18 protein-coding genes are annotated in these 19,403 nt (G+C 58.7%); 7 read left to right on the forward strand and 11 right to left on the reverse strand.

The genetic code is table 11. The features are described 5' to 3' along the window. Positions 1-11: 11 nt before the first annotated feature. Positions 12-2,012: a cyanophycin synthetase family protein gene (locus H9646_RS06480; protein WP_191722528.1), complete on the reverse strand. Its 2,001-nt coding sequence runs from the start codon at positions 2,010-2,012 to the stop codon at positions 12-14. Positions 2,013-2,234: 222 nt separating this feature from the next. Between H9646_RS06480 and H9646_RS06485 the strand changes: the two genes are divergently transcribed. The 3 genes from H9646_RS06485 to H9646_RS06495 all read left to right on the forward strand — a co-directional run bounded on the left by H9646_RS06485 (position 2,235) and on the right by H9646_RS06495 (position 5,582). Then, positions 2,235-4,535 (forward strand): cyanophycin metabolism-associated ABC transporter, encoded by a 2,301-nt coding sequence (locus tag H9646_RS06485; RefSeq protein ID WP_191722529.1) that lies wholly within the window; start codon positions 2,235-2,237, stop codon positions 4,533-4,535. After that, positions 4,532-5,005: a cyanophycin metabolism-associated DUF1854 family protein gene (locus H9646_RS06490; protein WP_191722530.1), complete on the forward strand. Its 474-nt coding sequence runs from the start codon at positions 4,532-4,534 to the stop codon at positions 5,003-5,005. Before H9646_RS06485 ends, H9646_RS06490 begins: the two co-directional genes overlap by 4 nt. A gap of 133 nt (positions 5,006-5,138) precedes the next feature. Next, a complete protein-coding gene (locus tag H9646_RS06495) occupies positions 5,139-5,582 on the forward strand; it encodes a hypothetical protein (RefSeq protein WP_191722531.1) in 444 nt (147 codons plus the stop codon). 132 nt (positions 5,583-5,714) lie between these two features. On the opposite strand, the gene H9646_RS06500 is transcribed toward H9646_RS06495, so the two are convergent. The 9 genes from H9646_RS06500 to ilvA form a co-directional block, all read right to left on the reverse strand. Then, positions 5,715-6,629 (reverse strand): 5'-nucleotidase, encoded by a 915-nt coding sequence (locus tag H9646_RS06500; RefSeq protein ID WP_191722532.1) that lies wholly within the window; start codon positions 6,627-6,629, stop codon positions 5,715-5,717. A 104-nt stretch (positions 6,630-6,733) separates the two neighbouring features. Beyond that, positions 6,734-7,396, reverse strand: coding sequence for a glutathione S-transferase family protein (locus tag H9646_RS06505; RefSeq protein ID WP_191722533.1), 663 nt, complete (start codon positions 7,394-7,396; stop codon positions 6,734-6,736). 115 nt (positions 7,397-7,511) lie between these two features. Continuing rightward, positions 7,512-8,210, reverse strand: coding sequence for a helix-turn-helix transcriptional regulator (locus H9646_RS06510; protein ID WP_191722534.1), 699 nt, complete (start codon positions 8,208-8,210; stop codon positions 7,512-7,514). Between the two features lie 20 nt (positions 8,211-8,230). After that, positions 8,231-9,226, reverse strand: coding sequence for an LLM class flavin-dependent oxidoreductase (locus H9646_RS06515; protein ID WP_191722535.1), 996 nt, complete (start codon positions 9,224-9,226; stop codon positions 8,231-8,233). A gap of 99 nt (positions 9,227-9,325) precedes the next feature. Beyond that, complete coding sequence (locus H9646_RS06520; protein WP_191722536.1) at positions 9,326-9,634, reverse strand: hypothetical protein; 309 nt, start codon at positions 9,632-9,634, stop codon at positions 9,326-9,328. Between the two features lie 186 nt (positions 9,635-9,820). Beyond that, positions 9,821-10,090 carry a DUF2164 domain-containing protein gene (locus H9646_RS06525; protein WP_191722537.1) on the reverse strand — a complete coding sequence of 90 codons (270 nt, stop codon included), beginning with the start codon at positions 10,088-10,090 and terminating at the stop codon, positions 9,821-9,823. Positions 10,091-10,122: 32 nt separating this feature from the next. Continuing rightward, positions 10,123-10,764 carry a histidine phosphatase family protein gene (locus H9646_RS06530; protein WP_191722538.1) on the reverse strand — a complete coding sequence of 214 codons (642 nt, stop codon included), beginning with the start codon at positions 10,762-10,764 and terminating at the stop codon, positions 10,123-10,125. A gap of 7 nt (positions 10,765-10,771) precedes the next feature. Next, a complete protein-coding gene (locus H9646_RS06535) occupies positions 10,772-11,599 on the reverse strand; it encodes an adenosylcobinamide-GDP ribazoletransferase (protein WP_191722539.1) in 828 nt (275 codons plus the stop codon). Positions 11,600-11,685: 86 nt separating this feature from the next. Next, a complete protein-coding gene (ilvA, locus tag H9646_RS06540; RefSeq protein WP_191722540.1) occupies positions 11,686-13,245 on the reverse strand; it encodes a threonine ammonia-lyase, biosynthetic in 1,560 nt (519 codons plus the stop codon). 376 nt (positions 13,246-13,621) lie between these two features. Between ilvA and H9646_RS06545 the strand changes: the two genes are divergently transcribed. The 3 genes from H9646_RS06545 to H9646_RS06555 all read left to right on the forward strand — a co-directional run bounded on the left by H9646_RS06545 (position 13,622) and on the right by H9646_RS06555 (position 17,032). Beyond that, on the forward strand, positions 13,622-14,071 hold the full coding sequence (locus H9646_RS06545; RefSeq protein ID WP_191722541.1) for an OsmC family protein: 450 nt from the start codon (positions 13,622-13,624) through the stop codon (positions 14,069-14,071). Positions 14,072-14,499: 428 nt separating this feature from the next. Next, positions 14,500-15,525, forward strand: coding sequence for a porin (locus H9646_RS06550; protein WP_191722542.1), 1,026 nt, complete (start codon positions 14,500-14,502; stop codon positions 15,523-15,525). Positions 15,526-15,721: 196 nt separating this feature from the next. Then, positions 15,722-17,032, forward strand: a complete 1,311-nt coding sequence (locus H9646_RS06555) for a porin (RefSeq protein WP_191722543.1) — start codon at positions 15,722-15,724, stop codon at positions 17,030-17,032. Positions 17,033-17,446: 414 nt separating this feature from the next. On the opposite strand, the gene H9646_RS06560 is transcribed toward H9646_RS06555, so the two are convergent. Then, the gene (locus tag H9646_RS06560; RefSeq protein ID WP_191722544.1) at positions 17,447-18,295 is read right to left on the reverse strand and encodes a MurR/RpiR family transcriptional regulator; all 849 of its coding nucleotides are present in this window, start codon (positions 18,293-18,295) and stop codon (positions 17,447-17,449) included. A 151-nt stretch (positions 18,296-18,446) separates the two neighbouring features. On the opposite strand from H9646_RS06560, the gene tal reads away from it, so the two are divergent. Then, positions 18,447-19,394 carry a transaldolase gene (gene tal / locus H9646_RS06565; RefSeq protein WP_191722545.1) on the forward strand — a complete coding sequence of 316 codons (948 nt, stop codon included), beginning with the start codon at positions 18,447-18,449 and terminating at the stop codon, positions 19,392-19,394. The last annotated feature ends 9 nt before the right edge of the window (positions 19,395-19,403 follow it).

The following is a 19,403-nucleotide window of genomic DNA, read 5'->3' on the forward strand; positions in this document are numbered from 1 at the left end:
TATCGTTTAAATTACAGAGGCTGGTAGTCAAAAGTCTTGATGCCAGCCGCAATCAGTTCAGGCGTGATGTCCAGCGCCCAGGCGGTGGCAATCGCGGCCAGCAAGGCGGAGGTGTCAGGCTCAAAACCGTTGACGGGGCGCAGCGCTTGCAGCTTGGCCAAAACACGTTCGGTGTTGCCGTGCACCAGCAAGACGTCGTTGCCCAGAAGCACTACAGCGCGGCCACCGGCCTCGCGATGGGTCAGTAAAACTGAGTTCTTGGGGTCGTGGGTGTAGAACAGGACCTGGCCATCGCACAGGCGTGCAAGGTCGGCAGTTTGCTCATCGTCGGCGTTGAGCACGCCAGCGCCCTGACCCAGGACCACATCAATCTGGGTGCGCATCACGCGGGTCATCTGATCGGCTTCCAGCACGTCGTGGTCGGCCAGGCCTTCAAAGCCGTCCATGTCGGTGACCACGCCCACCTGGCAGCGGTCGTAAGCCAGACCTTCTTCAAAGATGGAGCGGGCCGTGGTTTGAATCACGGCAGCCTCTGCCAGCCGGTTGACCAGCAGACGGTGTGCTGCATGCCAGTTGGTGTTGTCGCCCTTTTGAGTCAGGCGGCCTTCCAGGAAGGTGCCTTCGCTGCTGGCCACGCCTGTGCGTTTGCCGCTCAGTTGCAGCAACCAGCCCACCAGACGGGCAATGAATGCGTTATGGCGCGTGCCCGCAATGCCCACCACGGGGATGCGCGAGGTCTGACCATCGCTGTCACCGTCGGTGGTGGGAAACAGGTGCTCCACAATCGCCTGCCCCACAGGGCGTGCCACACCCACGCTGGGTTTGAGGTGCATCAGCAGGCCCGGGCCGCCGTTGACTTCCAAAATGGCTCCGCCCTGGGCTTGCAGGGGTTGGGTAATGTCCTGGCAGACCAGATCCACGCCGGCAATGTCCAATCCCACCACCTTGGCCGACAGCGCTGCCATGTAGGCAGTGTCGGGGTGCACCTCGTCGGTGCAGTCCACGGTGACGACCTTGGCGCGCGGATTGTGGCGGCCTTCAGGGTATTCGCCGCGCGAGGCAGCCACCATCTTGCCTCCCACCACCAGCAGGCGGTGTACGTGGCCGGGGATGTGGCGCTCCACCATGACATAGCGTGTGAGCTTGCGGGCTTCGTCATAGGCAGCGCGCACTTCGGCTTCGCTGTTCAGGTTGACGCCAACACCCTGACCTTTGTTGGAGTTGTAGGGCTTGACCGTGACGGGCAGGCCCATGTAATCCGCTTCTTCCCAGGCTTGGTCGGCGCTTTTGACCAGTTCCCACTCGGGTACGGGCACGCCGCAGGCCTTGATCAGTTGCTTGCTCAGGTCTTTGTCTTCGGCAATGCCAAAGCCAATGGCGCTGGTCTTGTCGGTTTCAGTGGTCCAGATGCGGCGTTGTGATGCACCGTAGCCCAGTTGCACCAGATTGCCGTCATTGAGGCGAATGCAAGGAATGCGGCGCTCTGCGGCGGCATTGACAATGCTGGCGGTGCTGGGGCCGAGGTAGCGATTTTCGATTTCGGCCTTGATGGCCTCTACAGCGGCGGCAACGTCGAAAGGCTGGTTGTTGATGGCGGCCATCAACAGCGCATGGCCTTGCTGCAATGCCACGTGGGCCACCGACTCTTCGGGGCAGCGAAACACCATGCGGTAGACGCCGTGTTGCGACACGCTGCGGGTCTGGCCAAACTCGGCGGGCATGCCAGCCATGTTCAGCAGCTCAATGATGGTGTGCTCCAGCACATGGCCGCACCAGGTGCCTTCTGTCAGCCGCTCGAGAAAACCGCCACGGTGACCAACGCCACAGTGGTGCTCAATCAGACCGGGCAGCCAGGTGGTCAGGCGTTTGGTAAAACCGTCGATCTTGTTGGAAGGGTAATCTTCCAGTTCACCGAGGTCCAACCAGACTTCAAGGACCGGACGGTAAGTCCAGACGCTGGGGCCACGCAGGTAGGTGGTACGAAGCAGTTGGATGTCTTTGAATGTCGCCATGAATGTCAGCGTTAGAGTGTGAGGCTGGGGTCAGAGGCCACAGTCTGGGAAAAAGAGGGCCATTGTGTGCGGGAGGTAAAGCCGTGGCTGTTTGTCAGCCAAACTCGCAGCTAATGCGTTGAAGGGGATAGCTCCTACTCGGGCATGGTGTGGTTCTGCAGAGAATACGTCATGCCCCCACCCCTTGGCAGATTGGCCAACGCCGGGTTCTAACGATTCAACATGCAACATCACCATCCTGTAGATGCCTCCGGTATCTTCAATGGCCCTTTGGGGGCTGAATTGCGGGCACAGCTCGCACCCCATGAGAACGTGCAAGCCGCCTTGTCGGTTGACCTGACGGTGTCGCTTCGCTTTGCGCAGGGGCTGCTGGTGCTCACAGAAAACCGTATTGTGGGCAAAGATGCGGACAGTGAGTGGCAAAGTTGGCCGCTGTCTGAAGATTTGCAACTGCGGCTGATGGATCACGCCGGCGTGGGTACGCTGGAGTTGCACGACCGTCACCAGCGCTTGAGTCTGTGGCGATTCACACTGGGGCAGCAAGCCCAGGTACTGCGGTTTTTGCTGCGCTTTGAACAATTGCGCGATGCAGCGGCCGCCGGCAATCTGAATCAAGCACTGGTGCCCGTGGATGAAAGCCGCTGCAGTGTATGCAGCGAAATCTTGCCTCCGGACAGTGATGAATGCCCGGCCTGTGCGCGGCTGGCAGGGCCTAAAACCTCCACCTGGGTGTTGCTGCGCGTGGGGCGTTTTGCAACCCCTTACAAAGGGATGCTGATTCTGGGCTTCGTCATGACGCTGCTGGCTACGGCGGCCACCCTGGTGCCGCCTTACCTGACGATCCCCATCATGGATGACATTCTCATCCCCTACCAAAAGAGCGGTCAGCCGGTCGATCCGTACCTGGTGTCGCTGTATCTGGGGGGGCTGCTGCTGTCGGCATTGCTGGCCTGGGGGCTGAGCTGGGCACGAACATGGGTGATGGCCAAGGTGTCCGAGCGTATTGGCGCGGACATGCGCACCACCACGTATGCCCACATGATGAAGCAGTCGCTGGAGTACTTTGGCGGGAAGCGCACAGGCGATTTGATGAGCCGCATCAGTGCAGACACTGATCGTATCAACATGTTTTTGTCGCTGTATGCGCTGGATTTTGTGACCGACGTGATCATGATTGTGATGACGGCGGTAATTTTGGCCTCCATCAACCCCTGGCTGGCACTGGTGACCCTGGTGCCCCTGCCTTTCATTGCATGGCTGATTCAGAAGGTACGTGGCCGTTTGAGTGTGGGTTTTGACCGCGTCAGCCGGGTGTGGGCCGACGTGACGAATGTGCTGTCCGACACCATTCCCGGTGTGCGAGTGGTGAAGGCTTTTGCACAAGAAGAGCATGAAATTGAGCGCTTTCGCGAAGCCAATGTACGCAATCTGGAAGCCAATGACCGCGTGAACAAGGTGTGGTCTCTGTTCTCGCCCACTGTGGGGCTGATGACGGAGATTGGCTTGCTGGTGGTCTGGGGCTTTGGTATCTGGCTGGTGGCGCACGACCAGATTACGGTGGGTGTGCTGTCTGCCTTTATTGCCTATATCGGGCGTTTTTATACGCGCCTCGATTCCATGAGCCGCATTGTCAACATCACGCAAAAGGCTGCTGCAGGTGCCAAGCGTATTTTTGATGTGCTCGATCAGGTCAGCAGCGTGCCAGAGCCGGTCAACCCGGTGCAGCTGCCGCAGCCTGTCAAGGGACGCATTTCCTTGCATGACGTCGGCTTTCGCTACGGCAGCCGCCAGGTCATTCGCAATCTGAATCTGGATATTCAGCCTGGCGAAATGATTGGTCTGGTGGGGCATAGCGGCTCAGGCAAGAGCACCTTGGTGAACCTGATCAACCGTTTCTACGATGTGACGGAGGGCAGCATCCAGCTCGATGGTGTGGATGTGCGCCGTCTGGCCGTAGCGGATTACCGCCGCAACATTGGCTTGGTATTGCAAGAGCCGTTCCTGTTTTTTGGCACGGTGGCCGAGAACATTGCCTATGGCAAGCCATTGGCGAGCCGTGCAGAGATTGTGGCCGCAGCGCGTGCAGCCCATGCGCATGAATTCATCTTGCGGTTGCCCCACGGCTATGACTCGGTGGTGGGTGAGCGGGGTCAGGGGCTGTCGGGCGGTGAGCGCCAGCGCATCAGCATTGCACGCGCCTTGCTGATTGATCCGCGCCTGCTGATTCTGGATGAGGCGACATCGGCCGTGGATACGGAGACCGAAAAGGAAATCCAGAAAGCGCTGGACAACCTGGTCAAGGGGCGCACGACGATTGCCATTGCTCACCGTTTGTCGACGCTGCGCAAGGCCGACCGTCTGGTGGTCATGGACCGCGGCGAAATCGTAGAAGTGGGCCCGCACGACGCACTGATGGCAGCCAAGGGTGCTTACTGGCGCCTGTATGAAGCGCAAGCCCGCCGGGCAGAAGAAGATGCGCAAGCCGCTGGCCTTACCTTGGCCCGTGAAGGAGAGAATGCATGAGTGCCGAAAACATGACGCTGAGCCGCAATGCCCATGGCCGCCTGTGTTTGACACTGAGCGATGGTACGCAGCACGAAGGGCTCATCCCTGTGCGGGCATTTCCGATTGCGGCGCCTGAAGAGTCCATTTCTCTGGTGGGGCGAGACGGCAAAGAGGTGTTCTGGATTGACCAGCTGAGCGACGTGCCCGCTGCGGCGCGCCAGTTGCTGCAAGAAGAGTTTGCGGTGCGCGAGTTTGTACCCGAGGTGCAGCGCATTGAGGCGATTGATGCCATTTCGGTGCCCAGCGTGTGGACTGTGCAGACGGACAGGGGTCTTACCCATCTGGCGCTGAAGGCCGAAGAGGACATTCGCAAGCTGGATGGGCGGCATGATCTGCTGATCACCAGCCGCGATGGCGTGCAATACCGGATTCGTGATTCCCGGGCGCTGGACAGGCAGTCGCAAAAGTTTCTGGAATTGTTCTTGTAAGGGTTTCTACTTGTTCAAGGATTTCCGACGAACGGCGAAAAAATTTCCTTAAGTTTGTCTGCAAGGTGCCGATAAAAAGGTCGGAACCAATTATTGTCGACGTCAATCCTGACCGTGAACCGAGGGCCTAGCTATGCAAATACCACCTGTAGAACGTAATCCCATTCAGTGGACGAATACCCAGGGTGCCAATTTGTATTCCACAGGTGCTTCGGGGCCGGCAGCCGTTCGTCCGGTGCACGCCGTCAACGCGGTGGAGTCCACCGACCAGTTGGGCGAAGGCGTTACGGTCACCATCAAGAACCCGGAAAAGCCCACCGACAAGAGCCTGACGGACCGCGACTGGACCGAAGTGCAGGAGAAAAAGGCCAAGGAAGAGGTGGAAGAGCCTCCCAAAGAGCCTATCTACAAGCAGCTGATTGAGCACATTCAGTCCATGTGGCGCGCCAGCGCCATGGCCGTGGAAGCGGCCCAGGAAGCCCAGAAAACTGACCAGCAAGAGCGCAACATGCTGCAGGTGCGCACCCAGCCGCTGACCTATGAAGAGCCCAAGGTCAAGCGCACAGGTGGTCTGTAAGCACAAGAAGTCAGGTTCCAGAAAAAGCCACCTGCGGGTGGCTTTTTTGATGTCCTGGGTGCCCCAGACGCAGCAGACGCAGCAGACGCTGCGAGGTGGAGCAAGGGCTGGGCAATGGCGCAGTTCAACCCGCTATGTGCGAGTGTTGGCAATGCCGCTGCGCACGTGACCGGCGGGCACATGGGCGCTGGCGGACTGTACGTGCCCGGTCTGGTCGTCAAAGAAAAAGTCGGGCGCAAACTCGCGCAGAAATTCGCCTTTGGGCAGGCCACCCAGAAACATGGCCTCATCCACTTCAATCTGCCAGTCCATCAGCGTGCGAATGGCTCGTTCGTGCGCGGGAGCGCTGCGTGCAGTGACCAGGGCAGTGCGCAGGTGCATGCCACCGGTGTCACCTGCTTGTACAGCTTTTTGCAGGCGGTGCAGCGCTGCCAGCAATGGTTTGAAGGGGCCGTCAGGCAGCGGCTGGGCCACGTGGTCAACTTCGTGGCGTAAAAAAGCATCCAGCCCTTGCGCCTGGTACACGCGTTCGGCTTCGTCGGAGAACAGCACGGCATCTCCGTCGAAAGCAATGCGCACTTCGTGGGGGTGGGCATTGCTGGCACCGGCCGATTCGGTCAGCACGCGGGCTGCGGGGTAGCCCAGGCCCAAAGCCTCGGTCACATCGGCCTCGTTGGCGGACAGAAACAGGTGAGCCCCCAGCGGGCGCAAGTAGCCAAAGGGATCGCGCCCCTGGGTGAATACGCCGCGCTGCAGGGTGTCCAGCCCGTGTGCCCTGGCACTGCGAAATACGCGCATGCCGCTGACCGGGTCATTGCGTGAAAGCACCACCACTTCGACGCGGCGCTTGCCGCTGTGATTGAAAGCCAGCAGCTTGCGCACCAGGGGCAAAGCCACTCCGGGCGCAGCGGGTACGTCCAGCCGCTGGCGCTGCAGTTGGACGTAGGCGCCCGGGTCTTGGTCAAACAGCTGGTTTTCTTCTTCAAAATTGAAGAGGGCGCGTGATGAGATGGCGACCACCAGCTGGTCTTGCAGTGAGACGGACATGAAACATTCCTAGCAGCGAAACGGGGGCTGGCCCAAGCATAACGGTTGCATTCCCTGCTGCCTGACTGTCGCCCCCGCCTCTATGTGTCTCTGCGGAACGTGGCCTACGGTTGAGCGCTGATCAGGCTGTCGTCAATCTGCTTGGCGCGCAGTGCGGCGGGGCGAGCCATCAGGGGCTGGTAGTAACGTTCGAACTCTGGCAGCTTGGGCAACTGGCCGTGCTGGCAGGCCCATGCCAGATAGGTGGACAGGTAAATATCAGCCGCGCTGAAGTGTGTGCCGCAGACATAGGTTTTGCCTTGTACAGCCAGCTGCAGGGTGCCGATGACATCTTCCATGCGGCCATAACCGGCGGTCTGGGCTTGCTGCAGCGTTTGCTGGGCCAGCCAGCCTTCAGCCTGTGCCGTAGTGATGGCTTCGACCGGCCCTGCTACAAAAAACAGCCAGCGATAGTAGCTGCCGCGCTCTGCGCTGCCCACAGCGGGGGCCAGCTGGCGCTCAGGGAACAGGTCGGCCAGATAGGCCAGTGCGGCAGCGGTTTCTGAGATGACTGTCTGGCCATGCTGCAGCGCAGGCACTTTGCCCATGGGGTTCAGGGCCAGATAGGCGGGGGCCTTCATGCTGGTGCCGTAGTCAAGCAGCACGGCTTCGTAAGTGGCCTGGCATTCCTCGAGCATCCAGCGCACCGAGCGGGCGCGTGACATGGGGTGAAAGAAAAAGCGCAGGGTGTCGCTGTTATTGGTTTTTTGGGTGCTGTGTTGCTGCATCTGTGTGCTCCGTTTGCGATGGCGAAGTAGCCATGCAGGGCACTGTAGGCAGGCACGCTGTCAGTTTGTGTCAGTGGTGGCTGGCGGGCTTGGGCCGCAGTGCCGCCCCAGTGGCTCAGCCCATCTGCACCTGGTAGCCTGTGTGCTGGAGCCAGCGGCGAATCAATTGCTGGCGCGACTGGGGGTAGCGCTCTCCACTGTCGTGCAGGGTGAGCACGCGATCGGCGCGAAAGTGGCGAAAGTCCTGGCGCAGCTCGCACCAGGCGGAGACCACCCGGCAGCGTTCAAAGTAGGCCATGGCAAAGGGCCAGACCGGGCGGTGCGTGAGCACGCCATGCTGGTCCTGGTAGTGCAGCACCACTTTGTGCTGGGCGCGAATGGCCTGGCGCAGTGAGCTCTGCCAGGGCTCGGGCTGCTGGTCGGGCGTAGCAACGGGTGGCACAAGCAGCCCGGTGGTATCGACCTCAATGCGCAATTCCAGCGGCAGGGCCGAACGGATGCGGTCCATGGCCGTGCCAGCGGCGCTGGCCAGTTGTGGGTCGGCCTGCTGGCGGGCCCAGCGGGCACCCAGCAGCAGGGCTTCCAGCTCGTCGGCGGTGAACATCAGCGGGGGCAGCAAAAAGCCGGGCCGCATTTCATAGCCGATACCGGGGTCGCCCACAATGGCTGCGCCTTGCTCGCGCAGCGTGGCAATGTCGCGGTACAGCGTGCGCAGGCTGATTTGCAGCGTCTGCGCAAGCTGTGGCCCGCTGCGCGGCTGGCGGGCGCGGCGCAGCAGATCCAGCAGTTGAAGCAGGCGGGCCGGGCGGCTCATGCGCACAAGCTGGCGTGGGTTTATTTGAGCGCTTGTGCAGCAATCTCCAGGCTGCTCAGGCGCAGCATGGGGTTGTACACGTCGGTCACCAAAATCAGCTCGTCGGCTTCAGTGGTTTCCTGAATGCGAGCAAAGCCTGCGCGCACTGTATCTGGGCCACCGACCACAGACATGGCCAGAAAGTCGTTGATGGCGGCTTGCTCACGCGGGCCCAGTTGCTGCATGAAGCCTTCAACGGGCGCAGGCAGCTGGCCGCGCTGGCCGGTCAGGATGCCCAGCACGCGCTGCTGCGTGCTGGTGGCCAGAAATTGCGCTTCTTCATCAGTGGGTGCTGCCACCACGGGCACGCCCACCATCACATAAGGCTTTGCCAGCGTGGCAGAGGGGCGAAACATGCTGCGATACAGCTCAATGGCCTGGTGCAAAAAGCGCGGCGCAAAGTGCGAGGCAAAGGCGTAGGGCAGTCCTTTCATGGCTGCCAGCTGTGCAGAAAACAGGCTGGAGCCCAGCAGCCAGATGGGGATGTTGGTGTTGGTGCCCGGTGTGGCGGTGATGCGCGCACCTTCTTGCGCGGGGCCCAGCAGGCGCTGCAGCTCTGCCACGTCAGCGGGGAAGTCCTGCTCAGTTTCCACGCGGTCACGGCGCAGCGCGCGCATGGTGGCTCCATCGGTGCCGGGGGCACGGCCCAGACCCAGATCAATGCGGCCCGGATACAGCTCGGCCAGCGTGCCAAAGGCTTCGGCCACTACCAGCGGTGCATGGTTGGGCAGCATGATGCCGCCCGAGCCCACGCGGATGCGTTCTGTCTTGCCGGCAATGTGGCCAATCAGTACCGAGGTGGCTGAGCTGGCAATGCCCGGCATGTTGTGGTGCTCGGCCAGCCAGTAACGGGCAAAGCCCAGTGCTTCGGCTTTCTGTGCGGTTTGTACGGCAATGTTCAGCGCCTGGCGCACGGTGCCGCCTTCGCGCACAGCCACCAGGTCAAGCATGGACAGACGGGGCGTTTTGAAATGCATGGGAAGCTCCACTCTTGAAATAGAAGCTATCAGCGCTTATGCATGCTTGTTTTTAGATATAAAACTATCTGAAAACAAGCTCTGATAAGCGATGGAAGCTCATTTTTTAGATGCGCCTTGTTGAATGGCGCGCTGGCTGGTTTCGTTCTTGCAGATGATGGCCACCAGTACGCACCACACAATGGCAACGACTGCGATGCCCCAGTTGTTGTCGCCCATCTCCATCGCGACAAAGGACAGCGGCAATGCCACCAGTGCGCCCATGCGAATGAGGCGGTTGAGCGTGAACGTGCTCAGGCGCTGTTTCAGCACCACAAGGGCGATGAAACTGGCAACGGCCAAGAGCGTGATGTAGAGAAAAGCATCGCCACCGTAGGGGGTGGCCCAAGTGCGCAGGGATTCAAACATGCAGCCATTGTGGGGCAGGTGCCAAGCCCGGGATGGTGTCGGGTTATGGCTGTGTCAAAGGTTTGGTGCTGCTGGCATCAGCCATTTCAGCGCAGATTTGTTGGCAGTTAAGGCGCGCAGCTGCAGTCAGCATCTGTGCAGTTTCAAGACCTGGCGGCGTTGCAGCCATGCGCTGTGAGCAGCCGCTCAGCTGCGGCGCGAGCGCGCGGGCTGCGGCCAGTAGGTGAAGGGGGCGTGGTGCACTTCAATGTCAATTTCTGCCACACGTTGCTGCAGGCGCTCTTGCGCATCGGCCACGCCCTGGTTGTAGGCGACAGGGGCAATTTCTTGCAGAAAAAACTTCAGCAGCCCGCCAGCGGCGACATTGCCAATCGGCTCGTCCATGTGCTCGCGGAAATAGCGTTCGATAGAGGCAATCGCCTGTTGCTGGGATTCAGGGGTGAGTTGCAAAGACATTGCGGTGTAGCTCTCAGCGCCAAGCAGCGCAGTTAAGGGTTCAGGTGGGAAAGGCGGGGGGCGGCTGCGGCCCACGGCAGTGCCAGCCATTGCCCAAAGCCGGGCGCGGGCAGGGTCCATGCGGCACTGCTGGGCAGGGCGTTGCCGTGTTGCAGCAACCACTGCACGCAGCGGATGACGCCTGCATGGGTGGCCCAGACGACATCGCGCGTGCCCTGCTGGCTATCCACCAGCCAGCTGTGCTGCAGCGCCGCTTGAACGCGTTGCAGCATGCTGGCCAGTGACTCGCTCCCGCCGGGGGCGTAGTGGGGCAGGTCGGCGGCCCATGCATCAACGTGTGCGCGGGAGATGTCGTGCCACGCCACGCCTTCCCACGCGCCAAAATCCATCTCTTGCAGCCGTGTGTCGGCGTGGGGGTGAAAAACTAGGCGGGACTGTTGCTCAATCAATGCGTGCGCAAGTTGCTCACATCTTTGTAAGGGCGAGTGGCGCAGCACGACGGTGCAAGCGGTGGGGGATGAAAAGTTCTTTGCAGTGTTGGCAGCCAGTGCCTTCACCAAGTCTTGCGCCGCAGCGGCAGTCAGCGCCGCATCGGCAGCCACATTCAGGCGGCCATAGCAGATGCCGCTGTCAATCAGGGGGCGTGCATGGCGCGCCAGCCACAGCGTGCTCATCGCAGCGTCATAGCTGGCGGCCCAGATACAGGGCCGTGGCCAACAGCATGGCCAGCTCGCTGAGCTGCTGGCATGCACCCAGGCAGTCGCCTGTCATGCCGCCCAGACGTTTTTTGAACCAGCAGCGCAGCAGCCATGTGGTGACAGCCATGGCAGCCAGCAGGCCCAGGACAAAACTGTAAATACCCAGCCAGCCCAGCAGTACCAGTGCAGGCAGGCACCAAAAGGCCCCGGTCAGCAGGCCTTGCCAGCCCATCTGCTGGCCCGCCACGTGCAGGGTTTTGCTGCTGGCCGCCAGCCCGACATGGGGCAGGCTGCGCATCAGCACCAGTGGCGCAAAGCGCGACAGCACGTGGATGCAGCACACCAGCACGAGGATGGGGACCGGCCCCCAAAAGTCTTGCATGGCGCTGAGCAGCAAAGCGATCAGGGTCACTTTGGTCAGCAAGGCCATGACCAGCGTCATCACGCCATAGGCACCGAGGCGCGAGTCCTTCATGATCTCCAGCGCGCGTTCGGGTGGCACAAAGCCACCCAGCCCATCGGCCACATCGGCCAGGCCATCTTCGTGAAACCCCCCCGTCAGCCACAGGGTGCCTGCCGTGCTGAGGACGGCTGCCAGCAGCGGCGTCCACGGGGTATCTGGCATCAGCCAGCAGACACCACCCATCCACAGTGCTGCCCACAGCCCCACCAGCCAGCCCACGCCGGGCAGATGGGCTGCGCTGGCGCGCTGCATCTCGGCGCTCCAGCCCACCCACGCAGCCATGCGCCCTGTGACCGGAATGCGGCTGAAAAACTGCACGGCCAGCAAAAAATGGCGAAGGGCTTGCATGAAAGCTTTTAAACAGGTGGGCTGCAAGCGCTTTATGCATCAGCGCTTGGGTGCGAAAAGGATTGGGTAGGGAAAAGCTTGAAATGCTATTTCAAGAACAACTGGTAGGCAGGGTTCTGGGTCTCTTCCACCCATGGGTAGCCCAGTTGCTTGAGGAAGCTATCAAACTTTTTGCTGTCTTTCTCAGGCACCTGCATGCCCACCAGAATGCGGCCATAGTCGGCGCCCTGGTTGCGGTAGTGGAACAGCGAGATGTTCCAGGTCGGTGCCATCAGGCTGAGGAACTTGAACAGTGCGCCGGGACGCTCGGGGAAGACGAAGCGCAGCAGGCGCTCTTCTTGTGCCAGCGGCGAATGTCCGCCCACCATGTGGCGCAGGTGTTCCTTGGCCATCTCGTCAAACGTCAGGTCCAGCGCATCAAAGCCATTCTTGTGAAAATTCTTGCAGATTTTTTCGCTCTCGCCCTTGGTGGGTGTGGTCAGGCCGACAAAAACGTGGGCCTTGCTGTCGTGGCTGATGCGGTAGTTGAACTCGGTCACGCTGCGCGGACCGCCGGGCAGCTTGCCCACCACCTCGCAAAAGCGCTTGAAGCTGCCGCGCTCTTCGGGAATGGTCACGGCAAACAGGGCCTCGCGCTCTTCACCCACCTCGGCCCGCTCGGCCACAAAGCGCAGGCGGTCAAAGTTCATGTTCGCGCCGCAAAGAATGGCCGCGTAGGTCTCGCCCTTGGTCTTGTGCTTGGCCACGTACTGCTTGATGGCCGCCACAGCCAGCGCCCCTGAGGGCTCGACGATGGAGCGCGTGTCTACAAAAATGTCTTTGATGGCCGCGCAGACGGCATCGGTGTCCACCACCACATAGTCATCCACAAGGTCTTTGGCGATGCGGAAAGTTTCTTCGCCCACCAGCTTCACCGCAGTGCCGTCGGCAAACAGGCCCACGTCGGCCAGCTCTATGCGCTCGCCCGCCTGCACCGACTGCAGCATGGCGCTGGAATCCTTGGTGTGCACGCCAATGACCTTGATCTCGGGGCGCACAGCCTTGATGTAGTTGGCCACACCGCTGATCAGGCCGCCGCCGCCAATCGCTACAAACACCGCATCCAGGCGCTGGCTGCCCAACTTTTGCAACTGGCGCAGCATCTCCATGGCGATGGTGCCCTGGCCGGCAATCACGTCCGGATCATCAAAGGGGTGCACAAAGGTCAGACCTTCGGTTTTTTGCAGCTTGACCGCGTGCTTGTAGGCATCGGAATAGCTTTCCCCCGCCAGTACGACCTCGCCGCCCAGCGCAGCTACGGCATCCACCTTCACCTGCGGGGTGGTGGTGGGCATCACGATCACGGCGCGGCAGCCCAGCTTCTTGGCACTCATGGCCACGCCTTGAGCATGATTGCCCGCGGATGCGCAGATCACCCCTTTGCCCAGTTGCTCAGCCGTCAGGTGTGCCATCTTGTTATAGGCACCACGCAGCTTGAAGCTGAAGACAGGCTGCTGGTCTTCTCGCTTGAGCAGCACCTTGTTGTGCAGACGGCGGCTGAGGTTCTTGGCCGGGTCCAGATCAGATTCAATTGCCACGTCGTAGACGCGGGCGTTCAGAATCTTGGTGAGGTAATCAAAGGGCGTAAGTGTCTTTTGTGCAGGCATAGGGCGACAAATCAAGCGTGCTGGCGCAAAGAAGGCGCACAGTCCAGATCCGTCATCATAGGCATGTGACCGCCGTGCGCGCCATGACAGTGCTGCAACACGGCCATCGCGGCACAAAAAAAGCCCCAAGCCGCTAGGGCTTGGGGCTGAATCCACCGTTAGAGGAGGTGGAGGAGACAACTGGTGCGCTACAGTAGCCAATGCCGACTGTGGTGTCGCCGGGTAGAACCAGCGATTTAACGCAGGAGCGCATTGTAACGCGAGAAATGTTGCGTTGCAACAAGATTTCAAGGTTTTCTGAAACTACAGTTTTGCCATTCGCTGACTGAGTTGCGGCAAACCGGCCAACTGACTACATCTCTGAGGAGAAAACGACATGGAATGCACCGTAAGCTGGACAGGCGCAGCAAGCACACGATCTGGAATGGGTTTTATTGCCGAAACAGGCAGCGGCCACGTACTGGCCATGGATGGTGCTCCGGATGAGCGCAATCCTGCCAATGGCGGACAGAATCTGGCCCCGCGCCCCATGGAGGCACTGCTGGCAGGCACTGGTGGATGCACGGCCTATGACGTCGTGCTCATCTTGAAACGTGGCCGCCATGACGTGCGTGGCTGCTCCGTCAAGCTGACCGCAGAGCGCGCCGAAGTGGAGCCCAAGGTTTTCACCAAGATCAATATGCACTTCACCGTAACGGGTAAGGGCCTGCCCGAAACCGCAGTAGAGCGCGCGATTGCCATGAGCCATGAGAAATATTGCTCGGCCAGCATCATGCTGGGCAAGACTGCTGAGATCACCACCAGCTTTGAGCTGCACGAAGCTTAAAAGCTTTAAAAATTTGAAAAAGCGCCGAAAAGGCGCTTTTTTTATGTATTTTTTATATCAACCGCAGGCGATTGAATGCACAGAGGCGGCGAAGTGCTCGCGTGAATAGGGTGCGTGAATTCATGTCGGTGTGCACTTACTGCTGTAGCTGCGACGCAGTCAGAAGAAGTGTCGTTATTTATTTGAAATTGCGACATTGCCGTGCGACACACCATTTGAGAGTGGTTTGTTGCACGTGAGCAACAGAATGGGATGAATTCAGCCCTGAGCAGGGGATTTTCTTTGCGCAAGGGTGTCCAGTCTGGTGCAATAAGCCCAACTTCCCCACCAGGAGGTTGGCGCGCTCAACAGGCCCGGCTCGAGTTGATTGAGTCAAGGCAACAAAAAACTGCTGCTGCGTGCCCTCTATAAACCTTGGAGTAATTGATATGAAGAAATCTCTGATCGCCTTGGCCGTGCTGGCCTCTTCCGGCGCTGCAATGGCTCAGTCTTCCGTGACCCTGTACGGTGTTGTTGACACCAGCATCGGCTACGTGAAGGGTGAAGATAGCGTTTCTGGCATGCTGAACAGCGGCAACGCTACAAGCCGTCTGGGCTTCCGCGGTGTGGAAGACCTGGGCAACGGCCTGAAGGCTGAGTTTGTTGTTGAAGGCGAGTTGCAGCCTGATGACGGCACTGCTGGTGGCCTGAACTTCAAGCGTCAATCCACAGTTGGCCTGTCCGGCAGCTTCGGTCAAGTGCGTCTGGGCCGTGCTCTGACAGCTTCGTACAACGCTGTTAGCCGTTACGACCTGTTCGGTACCGTGGGTCTGGGTTCTACCCTGGCATGGAACGGTACACAAACTGGTTACCAAAACCGTAGCAACAACATGATCAGCTACATCTCGCCTAAGTTCTCGGGCTTTGGCGTGGGTATCGACTACGGTTTTGGTGAGCAAGAAGCCAACCGCACAGCTCGTTACATGGGCGTTGGCGCAACCTATGACAACGGCCCTCTGAGCCTGGGTCTGGGTTACGACAAGCAAAACAACGGCTTGGCAGCTGCTGGTACTGAAGACCTGAAGACTTGGCAACTGGGTGGTTCTTACAACTTTGGCGTAGCCAAGTTGCTGGCCTTCTACAAGAACACCAAGTACAACGAAATTGCTACAGGTGATGACGTAAGTCTGAAGTCGTACAACGTGGGCGTGTCCGTGCCTGTGGGTGCTGCTGGTGAAGTTAAGGCCACCTACAACAACTACAAGATCAGCGACAACGGCGGCAAGGCCAACCAGTTCTCGCTGGGCTACGTGCACAACATGTCCAAGCGCACAGCTTTGTACGGCACATACGCTTACCTGAAGAACAAGGACGGTGCTAACTTCGGTCTGAACGGTGCTTTCACTGGCGTTAATGGCGCTAATGACTCCGGCAAGATGCACGGTCTGCAAGTTGGTGTTCGCCACGCTTTCTAATATGAAGCTGGGCTAGCCTCAGTTTTTGTTAGATAAAAAAGCCAGCCTTCGGGCTGGCTTTTTGCATTTGCAGCGTCTGTGGCGCGGGAAAACGAGCGTGGTTTTCGTGCTAAGAATGAAATTAGAACGGCAGTGCTTTTCTAGAATGAAATTGCATCCTGAATCGAACAATTTCACTTCAAGAGGAGACAAGCAGATGCAAAAGAAAATCGTAGCGCTCGCCGCAGGCATACTTTGTGCCACTGTCATGCCAGCCATGGCCCAGGCAACTGGCGCTAGCAAGGTGGAGCTGTGGGGAATTGTGGATGCGGCTATTCGCCACACCAACAATGAAGGTCCCGCTAAAGGTAATCTGACCAAAATGATCGGCGGCGGCATGTCTCAAAGCCGCTGGGGCATCAAAGTGGAGGAAGATTTGGGGGGCGGAACCAAGGCGCTCGTTGAGTTGGAAAATCGCTTTAATGCGGACGATGGCACAGTAAGCACACCGTTTTTTCAGCTGGCCTATGTGGGCTTGCAGGGACCTTATGGCCGGTTGACGATGGGTCGTCAGTGGAACGTGCTGTTTGATGTGGTGACCAGCACTTATTCATCGTTCCCTTACTCGCCCTATATGGAAGCGTTCAAGCCCGAGTTGGGTATGGCGGCAGGCGCACGTACCAGCAATGCACTGAAGTACACCTTGGCCACCCCTACGCGTAGCTGGGTAGGTACGGTGCAGTACTCGTTTGCCGAAGGCAACGACAACACTGACAACGTGCGTAATGTCGGGCTCGGTTTGCTGCCATTCCCAGGCGCCACACCATTGTCTGCTCCAGTGAAGGCTGGCATTGATAACGCTGTTGCAGCAGCCACTGGCAGTACCACGCCCAATGCGCTGACGACTGCAGCTGGTGGCATCGCATCAGGGGCGCTGAAAACAATGGGTGGTTTCTTGCGCTATTCGGAAAATGGAATCTCAGTCGGTGGCGGTTTCTTGAGAACATCGCTGCCTGGTGGTTCTGATCTGGATGCCTGGACTTTTGGCGGCTCTTACCGCACCGGGGCTTTGTACCTTAATTTAGGTTACGGACAAAACAAGGTGAAGTGGAAGTCTCCCGGCACACCGACGACCGTTGGAGCCTATGTAGGCGCACTGGCTGACCGTTTGGTTGATCAGGCCATCATTAACAACATGTGGCAAGGTCAGACCAATGGTGGTTTCCAAGTAGGTGATTCGGACAAGCGCCAAATGATCAAAGTGGGCTTTGGCTACCAGGTGACGCCACAGATTAATGCTGGCATGCATTACTTTCATGCCAAGCAGTCTGGCTCCACTTCGGGTGTCTCCAATGGCAAGTCCAACATGATGGTGGCAGCGCTGGACTATGCATTCAGCAAGCGCACTGATGCATATTTCGCGGTAGATCACACCAAGGTGTCTGGTGGGCAGAGGATCTATATCGATGCAGCCAGCCTGGCACGCAGCCGGACAGGCATCACCGCAGGCCTGCGCCATCGCTTCTAAGCTATTGGCAGCTTCATAAAACCGGCGTTACTGCCGGTTTTTTTCGTTTGCAGCACCCTGGAGCTGCTAGCACAGTCGTTAATTTGCCCTTGCGTTGCCGCGCCGTACTCGTACGGCTTGAGCTACTTGTGGTTTGCTGGGAGGTGTTAACAGCGCTCAAGCATGTTAAAGGCCTTGTTCTAAGCAGAAAAAATAAGAGCTTTTAGCGCTTGTCACATAAGGACTTCAGATAGTTTTATATCTGAAGTCCTTTGTTTTTAAGCCTTGATAGCTATTGAAATAGCAGAGAGTGCGCAATCGGCCTATTTCTAAGCCCCTGCTTGACCGTGTTGCACCACTTGGGCTGCTTGCTGCTTGGGCTTGGCGCTTCGTTAACGCAGCAACTCTTAGACTGGCTCGGTGGTGCAGGCTGCGTTAAATGCCATAGCGTTTTTGTTGCAGCTGGTTTTGCAGGTTCTGCAAATTTTGCGCCAAGCTGCCGTCCATCTTTAAGGCCACTGCGGTGGCCAGAATATCGATGATGAGCAAGTGCAGCAGGCGCGACGCCATAGGGCTGTAGAGGTCAGATCCTTCCAGATTATCGGCAGCCAGCAGGATGTGGCAGCTGTCAGATAACTGCGTATGGCTGGATGTGATGGCAATGATGGTCGCGCCTTGAGAGCGGGCGATGTGGGCCACGTCGACCAGCTCTCGTGTGCGGCCAGAATTGGAGATGACGATCAGGCAGTCGCCCTGCCTGAGCATGGTTGCACCCATGGTCTGGATGTGGCTGTCACTGGTGGCCTGGCTGCTGATGCCAAGGCGAAAAAACTTGTGCTGAGCGTCTTGGGCAACAACGCCTGAGTTGCCGACACCATAAATCTCCACACGTTTTTTAGCCTTCCAGGCATTCACGATGGCATCTACCGCGTGTTCAATGGCCGTTGCGTTGGCAGCGTTGCGGTACTGCAAGAATGCAGCGACTGAGTTGTCGATGACTTTGACCAAGACGTCTGAAGTCTTGTCATCGGCATCAACGCTGCGGTGTACAAATGGAACACCTTCTGCCACATTGCCTGCCAGCTTGAGCTTGAAATCGGCCAAGCCGTCGTACCCCAGGCTTCGGCAGAAGCGGATCACCGTTGGTTTGCTGACTTGCGCTTTTTCTGCCAGCTCACGGACAGGCAGGCGTGCAAAACTGTGAGGATCTGCCAGCACAAGCTGCCCCACCCGTTGCTCGGCAGGCGCCAGCGAAGGGAGAGAGGCTGAAATTCGATCAAGCATGTGCAGGCCTTGGTGAAGTGTCGGAAAAGGTGCAATTTTGCGTCACTTGCAACAAACCAAGTCAGATGCAGGTTTTGCGCAGCCGTATGCCTAAAACGCACACTACACTTGGTTTTTGATTTGAAAAACACACAACAAGAAGTGAGACAAGATGAACCAGTTGGAGCAGCTCAAGCAATGTACGGTGGTGGTGGCAGATACCGGTAATTTTCAGCAACTCACGCAGTTCAAGCCACAAGATGCGACGACCAACCCTTCCCTGATTTTGAAGGCGGTCCAGCTGCCAGAGTATCGGCCTTTGCTGGTGGATATGGCGCGCCAGTGGCAAGGCAAATCTCTGGAGGAAGTGACGGATCGCTTGCTGGTGAGGTTTGGCTGCGAGATTTTGTCGGTGGTGCCAGGCCGTGTCTCTACAGAAGTCGATGCCCGCTTGTCTTTCAATACACAAGCCACCCTTGCGCGTGCAGAGCGGCTTATCGAGCTGTACCAAGCGGCGGGCATACACACTGACCGTGTTTTGATCAAGATTGCCGCGACGTGGGAGGGCATTGAGGCGGCTCGGTTGCTGGAAATGCGCGGCATTCATACCAACCTCACCTTGCTCTTCTCTAAAGTGCAGGCCGTTGCCTGTGGACAAGCCAAGGTGTGCCTGATATCGCCGTTTGTGGGGCGTATTTACGACTGGTACAAGAAACAGGCGGGCGCGCAGTGGGATGAGGCCGCTATGTCTGGTGCCAATGATCCTGGAGTGCGGTCTGTGCGTGCGATTTATGAGTACTACAAGCATTTCGGCATCACGACGGAAGTCATGGGCGCCAGCTTTCGCAGTACGGGGCAAATTGTGGCGTTAGCGGGCTGCGACTTGCTGACCATTGCGCCTGAGCTCTTGGCGCAGCTGAGTCAAAGTCAAGCCCCGGTGCAGCGGGCACTGGATGCGCAGCAGGCACGAAGTCTTAATTTGCATGCAGAGCATTACGATGAAGCAGGCTTTCGCTATGCCTTGAATGCAGATGCCATGGCCACGGAGAAGCTTGCGGAAGGCATTCGAGCCTTTGCTGCCGATGCCATCAAGCTGGAACAGCTCATCGAAGCGGCCTGATCGTTAAAC

This window comes from Comamonas avium (assembly GCF_014836675.1).
In the GTDB taxonomy this organism is placed as follows: Bacteria; Pseudomonadota; Gammaproteobacteria; order Burkholderiales; family Burkholderiaceae_C; genus Comamonas; species Comamonas avium.

What these genes read in the sequence shown, in the direction of transcription:
- H9646_RS06515 (WP_191722535.1), bottom strand. Translation starts at nt 9,226, where the DNA reads ATGCATTTCAAAACGCCCCGTCTGTCCATGCTTGACCTGGTGGCTGTG.
- H9646_RS06510 (WP_191722534.1), bottom strand. Translation starts at nt 8,210, where the DNA reads ATGAGCCGCCCGGCCCGCCTGCTTCAACTGCTGGATCTGCTGCGCCGC.
- H9646_RS06555 (WP_191722543.1), top strand. Translation starts at nt 15,722, where the DNA reads ATGCAAAAGAAAATCGTAGCGCTCGCCGCAGGCATACTTTGTGCCACT.
- H9646_RS06525 (WP_191722537.1), bottom strand. Translation starts at nt 10,090, where the DNA reads ATGTCTTTGCAACTCACCCCTGAATCCCAGCAACAGGCGATTGCCTCT.
- H9646_RS06560 (WP_191722544.1), bottom strand. Translation starts at nt 18,295, where the DNA reads ATGCTTGATCGAATTTCAGCCTCTCTCCCTTCGCTGGCGCCTGCCGAG.
- H9646_RS06550 (WP_191722542.1), top strand. Translation starts at nt 14,500, where the DNA reads ATGAAGAAATCTCTGATCGCCTTGGCCGTGCTGGCCTCTTCCGGCGCT.
- H9646_RS06535 (WP_191722539.1), bottom strand. Translation starts at nt 11,599, where the DNA reads ATGCAAGCCCTTCGCCATTTTTTGCTGGCCGTGCAGTTTTTCAGCCGC.
- H9646_RS06480 (WP_191722528.1), bottom strand. Translation starts at nt 2,012, where the DNA reads ATGGCGACATTCAAAGACATCCAACTGCTTCGTACCACCTACCTGCGT.
- H9646_RS06485 (WP_191722529.1), top strand. Translation starts at nt 2,235, where the DNA reads ATGCAACATCACCATCCTGTAGATGCCTCCGGTATCTTCAATGGCCCT.
- H9646_RS06490 (WP_191722530.1), top strand. Translation starts at nt 4,532, where the DNA reads ATGAGTGCCGAAAACATGACGCTGAGCCGCAATGCCCATGGCCGCCTG.
- tal (WP_191722545.1), top strand. Translation starts at nt 18,447, where the DNA reads ATGAACCAGTTGGAGCAGCTCAAGCAATGTACGGTGGTGGTGGCAGAT.
- H9646_RS06495 (WP_191722531.1), top strand. Translation starts at nt 5,139, where the DNA reads ATGCAAATACCACCTGTAGAACGTAATCCCATTCAGTGGACGAATACC.
- H9646_RS06520 (WP_191722536.1), bottom strand. Translation starts at nt 9,634, where the DNA reads ATGTTTGAATCCCTGCGCACTTGGGCCACCCCCTACGGTGGCGATGCT.
- ilvA (WP_191722540.1), bottom strand. Translation starts at nt 13,245, where the DNA reads ATGCCTGCACAAAAGACACTTACGCCCTTTGATTACCTCACCAAGATT.
- H9646_RS06530 (WP_191722538.1), bottom strand. Translation starts at nt 10,764, where the DNA reads ATGAGCACGCTGTGGCTGGCGCGCCATGCACGCCCCCTGATTGACAGC.
- H9646_RS06500 (WP_191722532.1), bottom strand. Translation starts at nt 6,629, where the DNA reads ATGTCCGTCTCACTGCAAGACCAGCTGGTGGTCGCCATCTCATCACGC.
- H9646_RS06505 (WP_191722533.1), bottom strand. Translation starts at nt 7,396, where the DNA reads ATGCAGCAACACAGCACCCAAAAAACCAATAACAGCGACACCCTGCGC.
- H9646_RS06545 (WP_191722541.1), top strand. Translation starts at nt 13,622, where the DNA reads ATGGAATGCACCGTAAGCTGGACAGGCGCAGCAAGCACACGATCTGGA.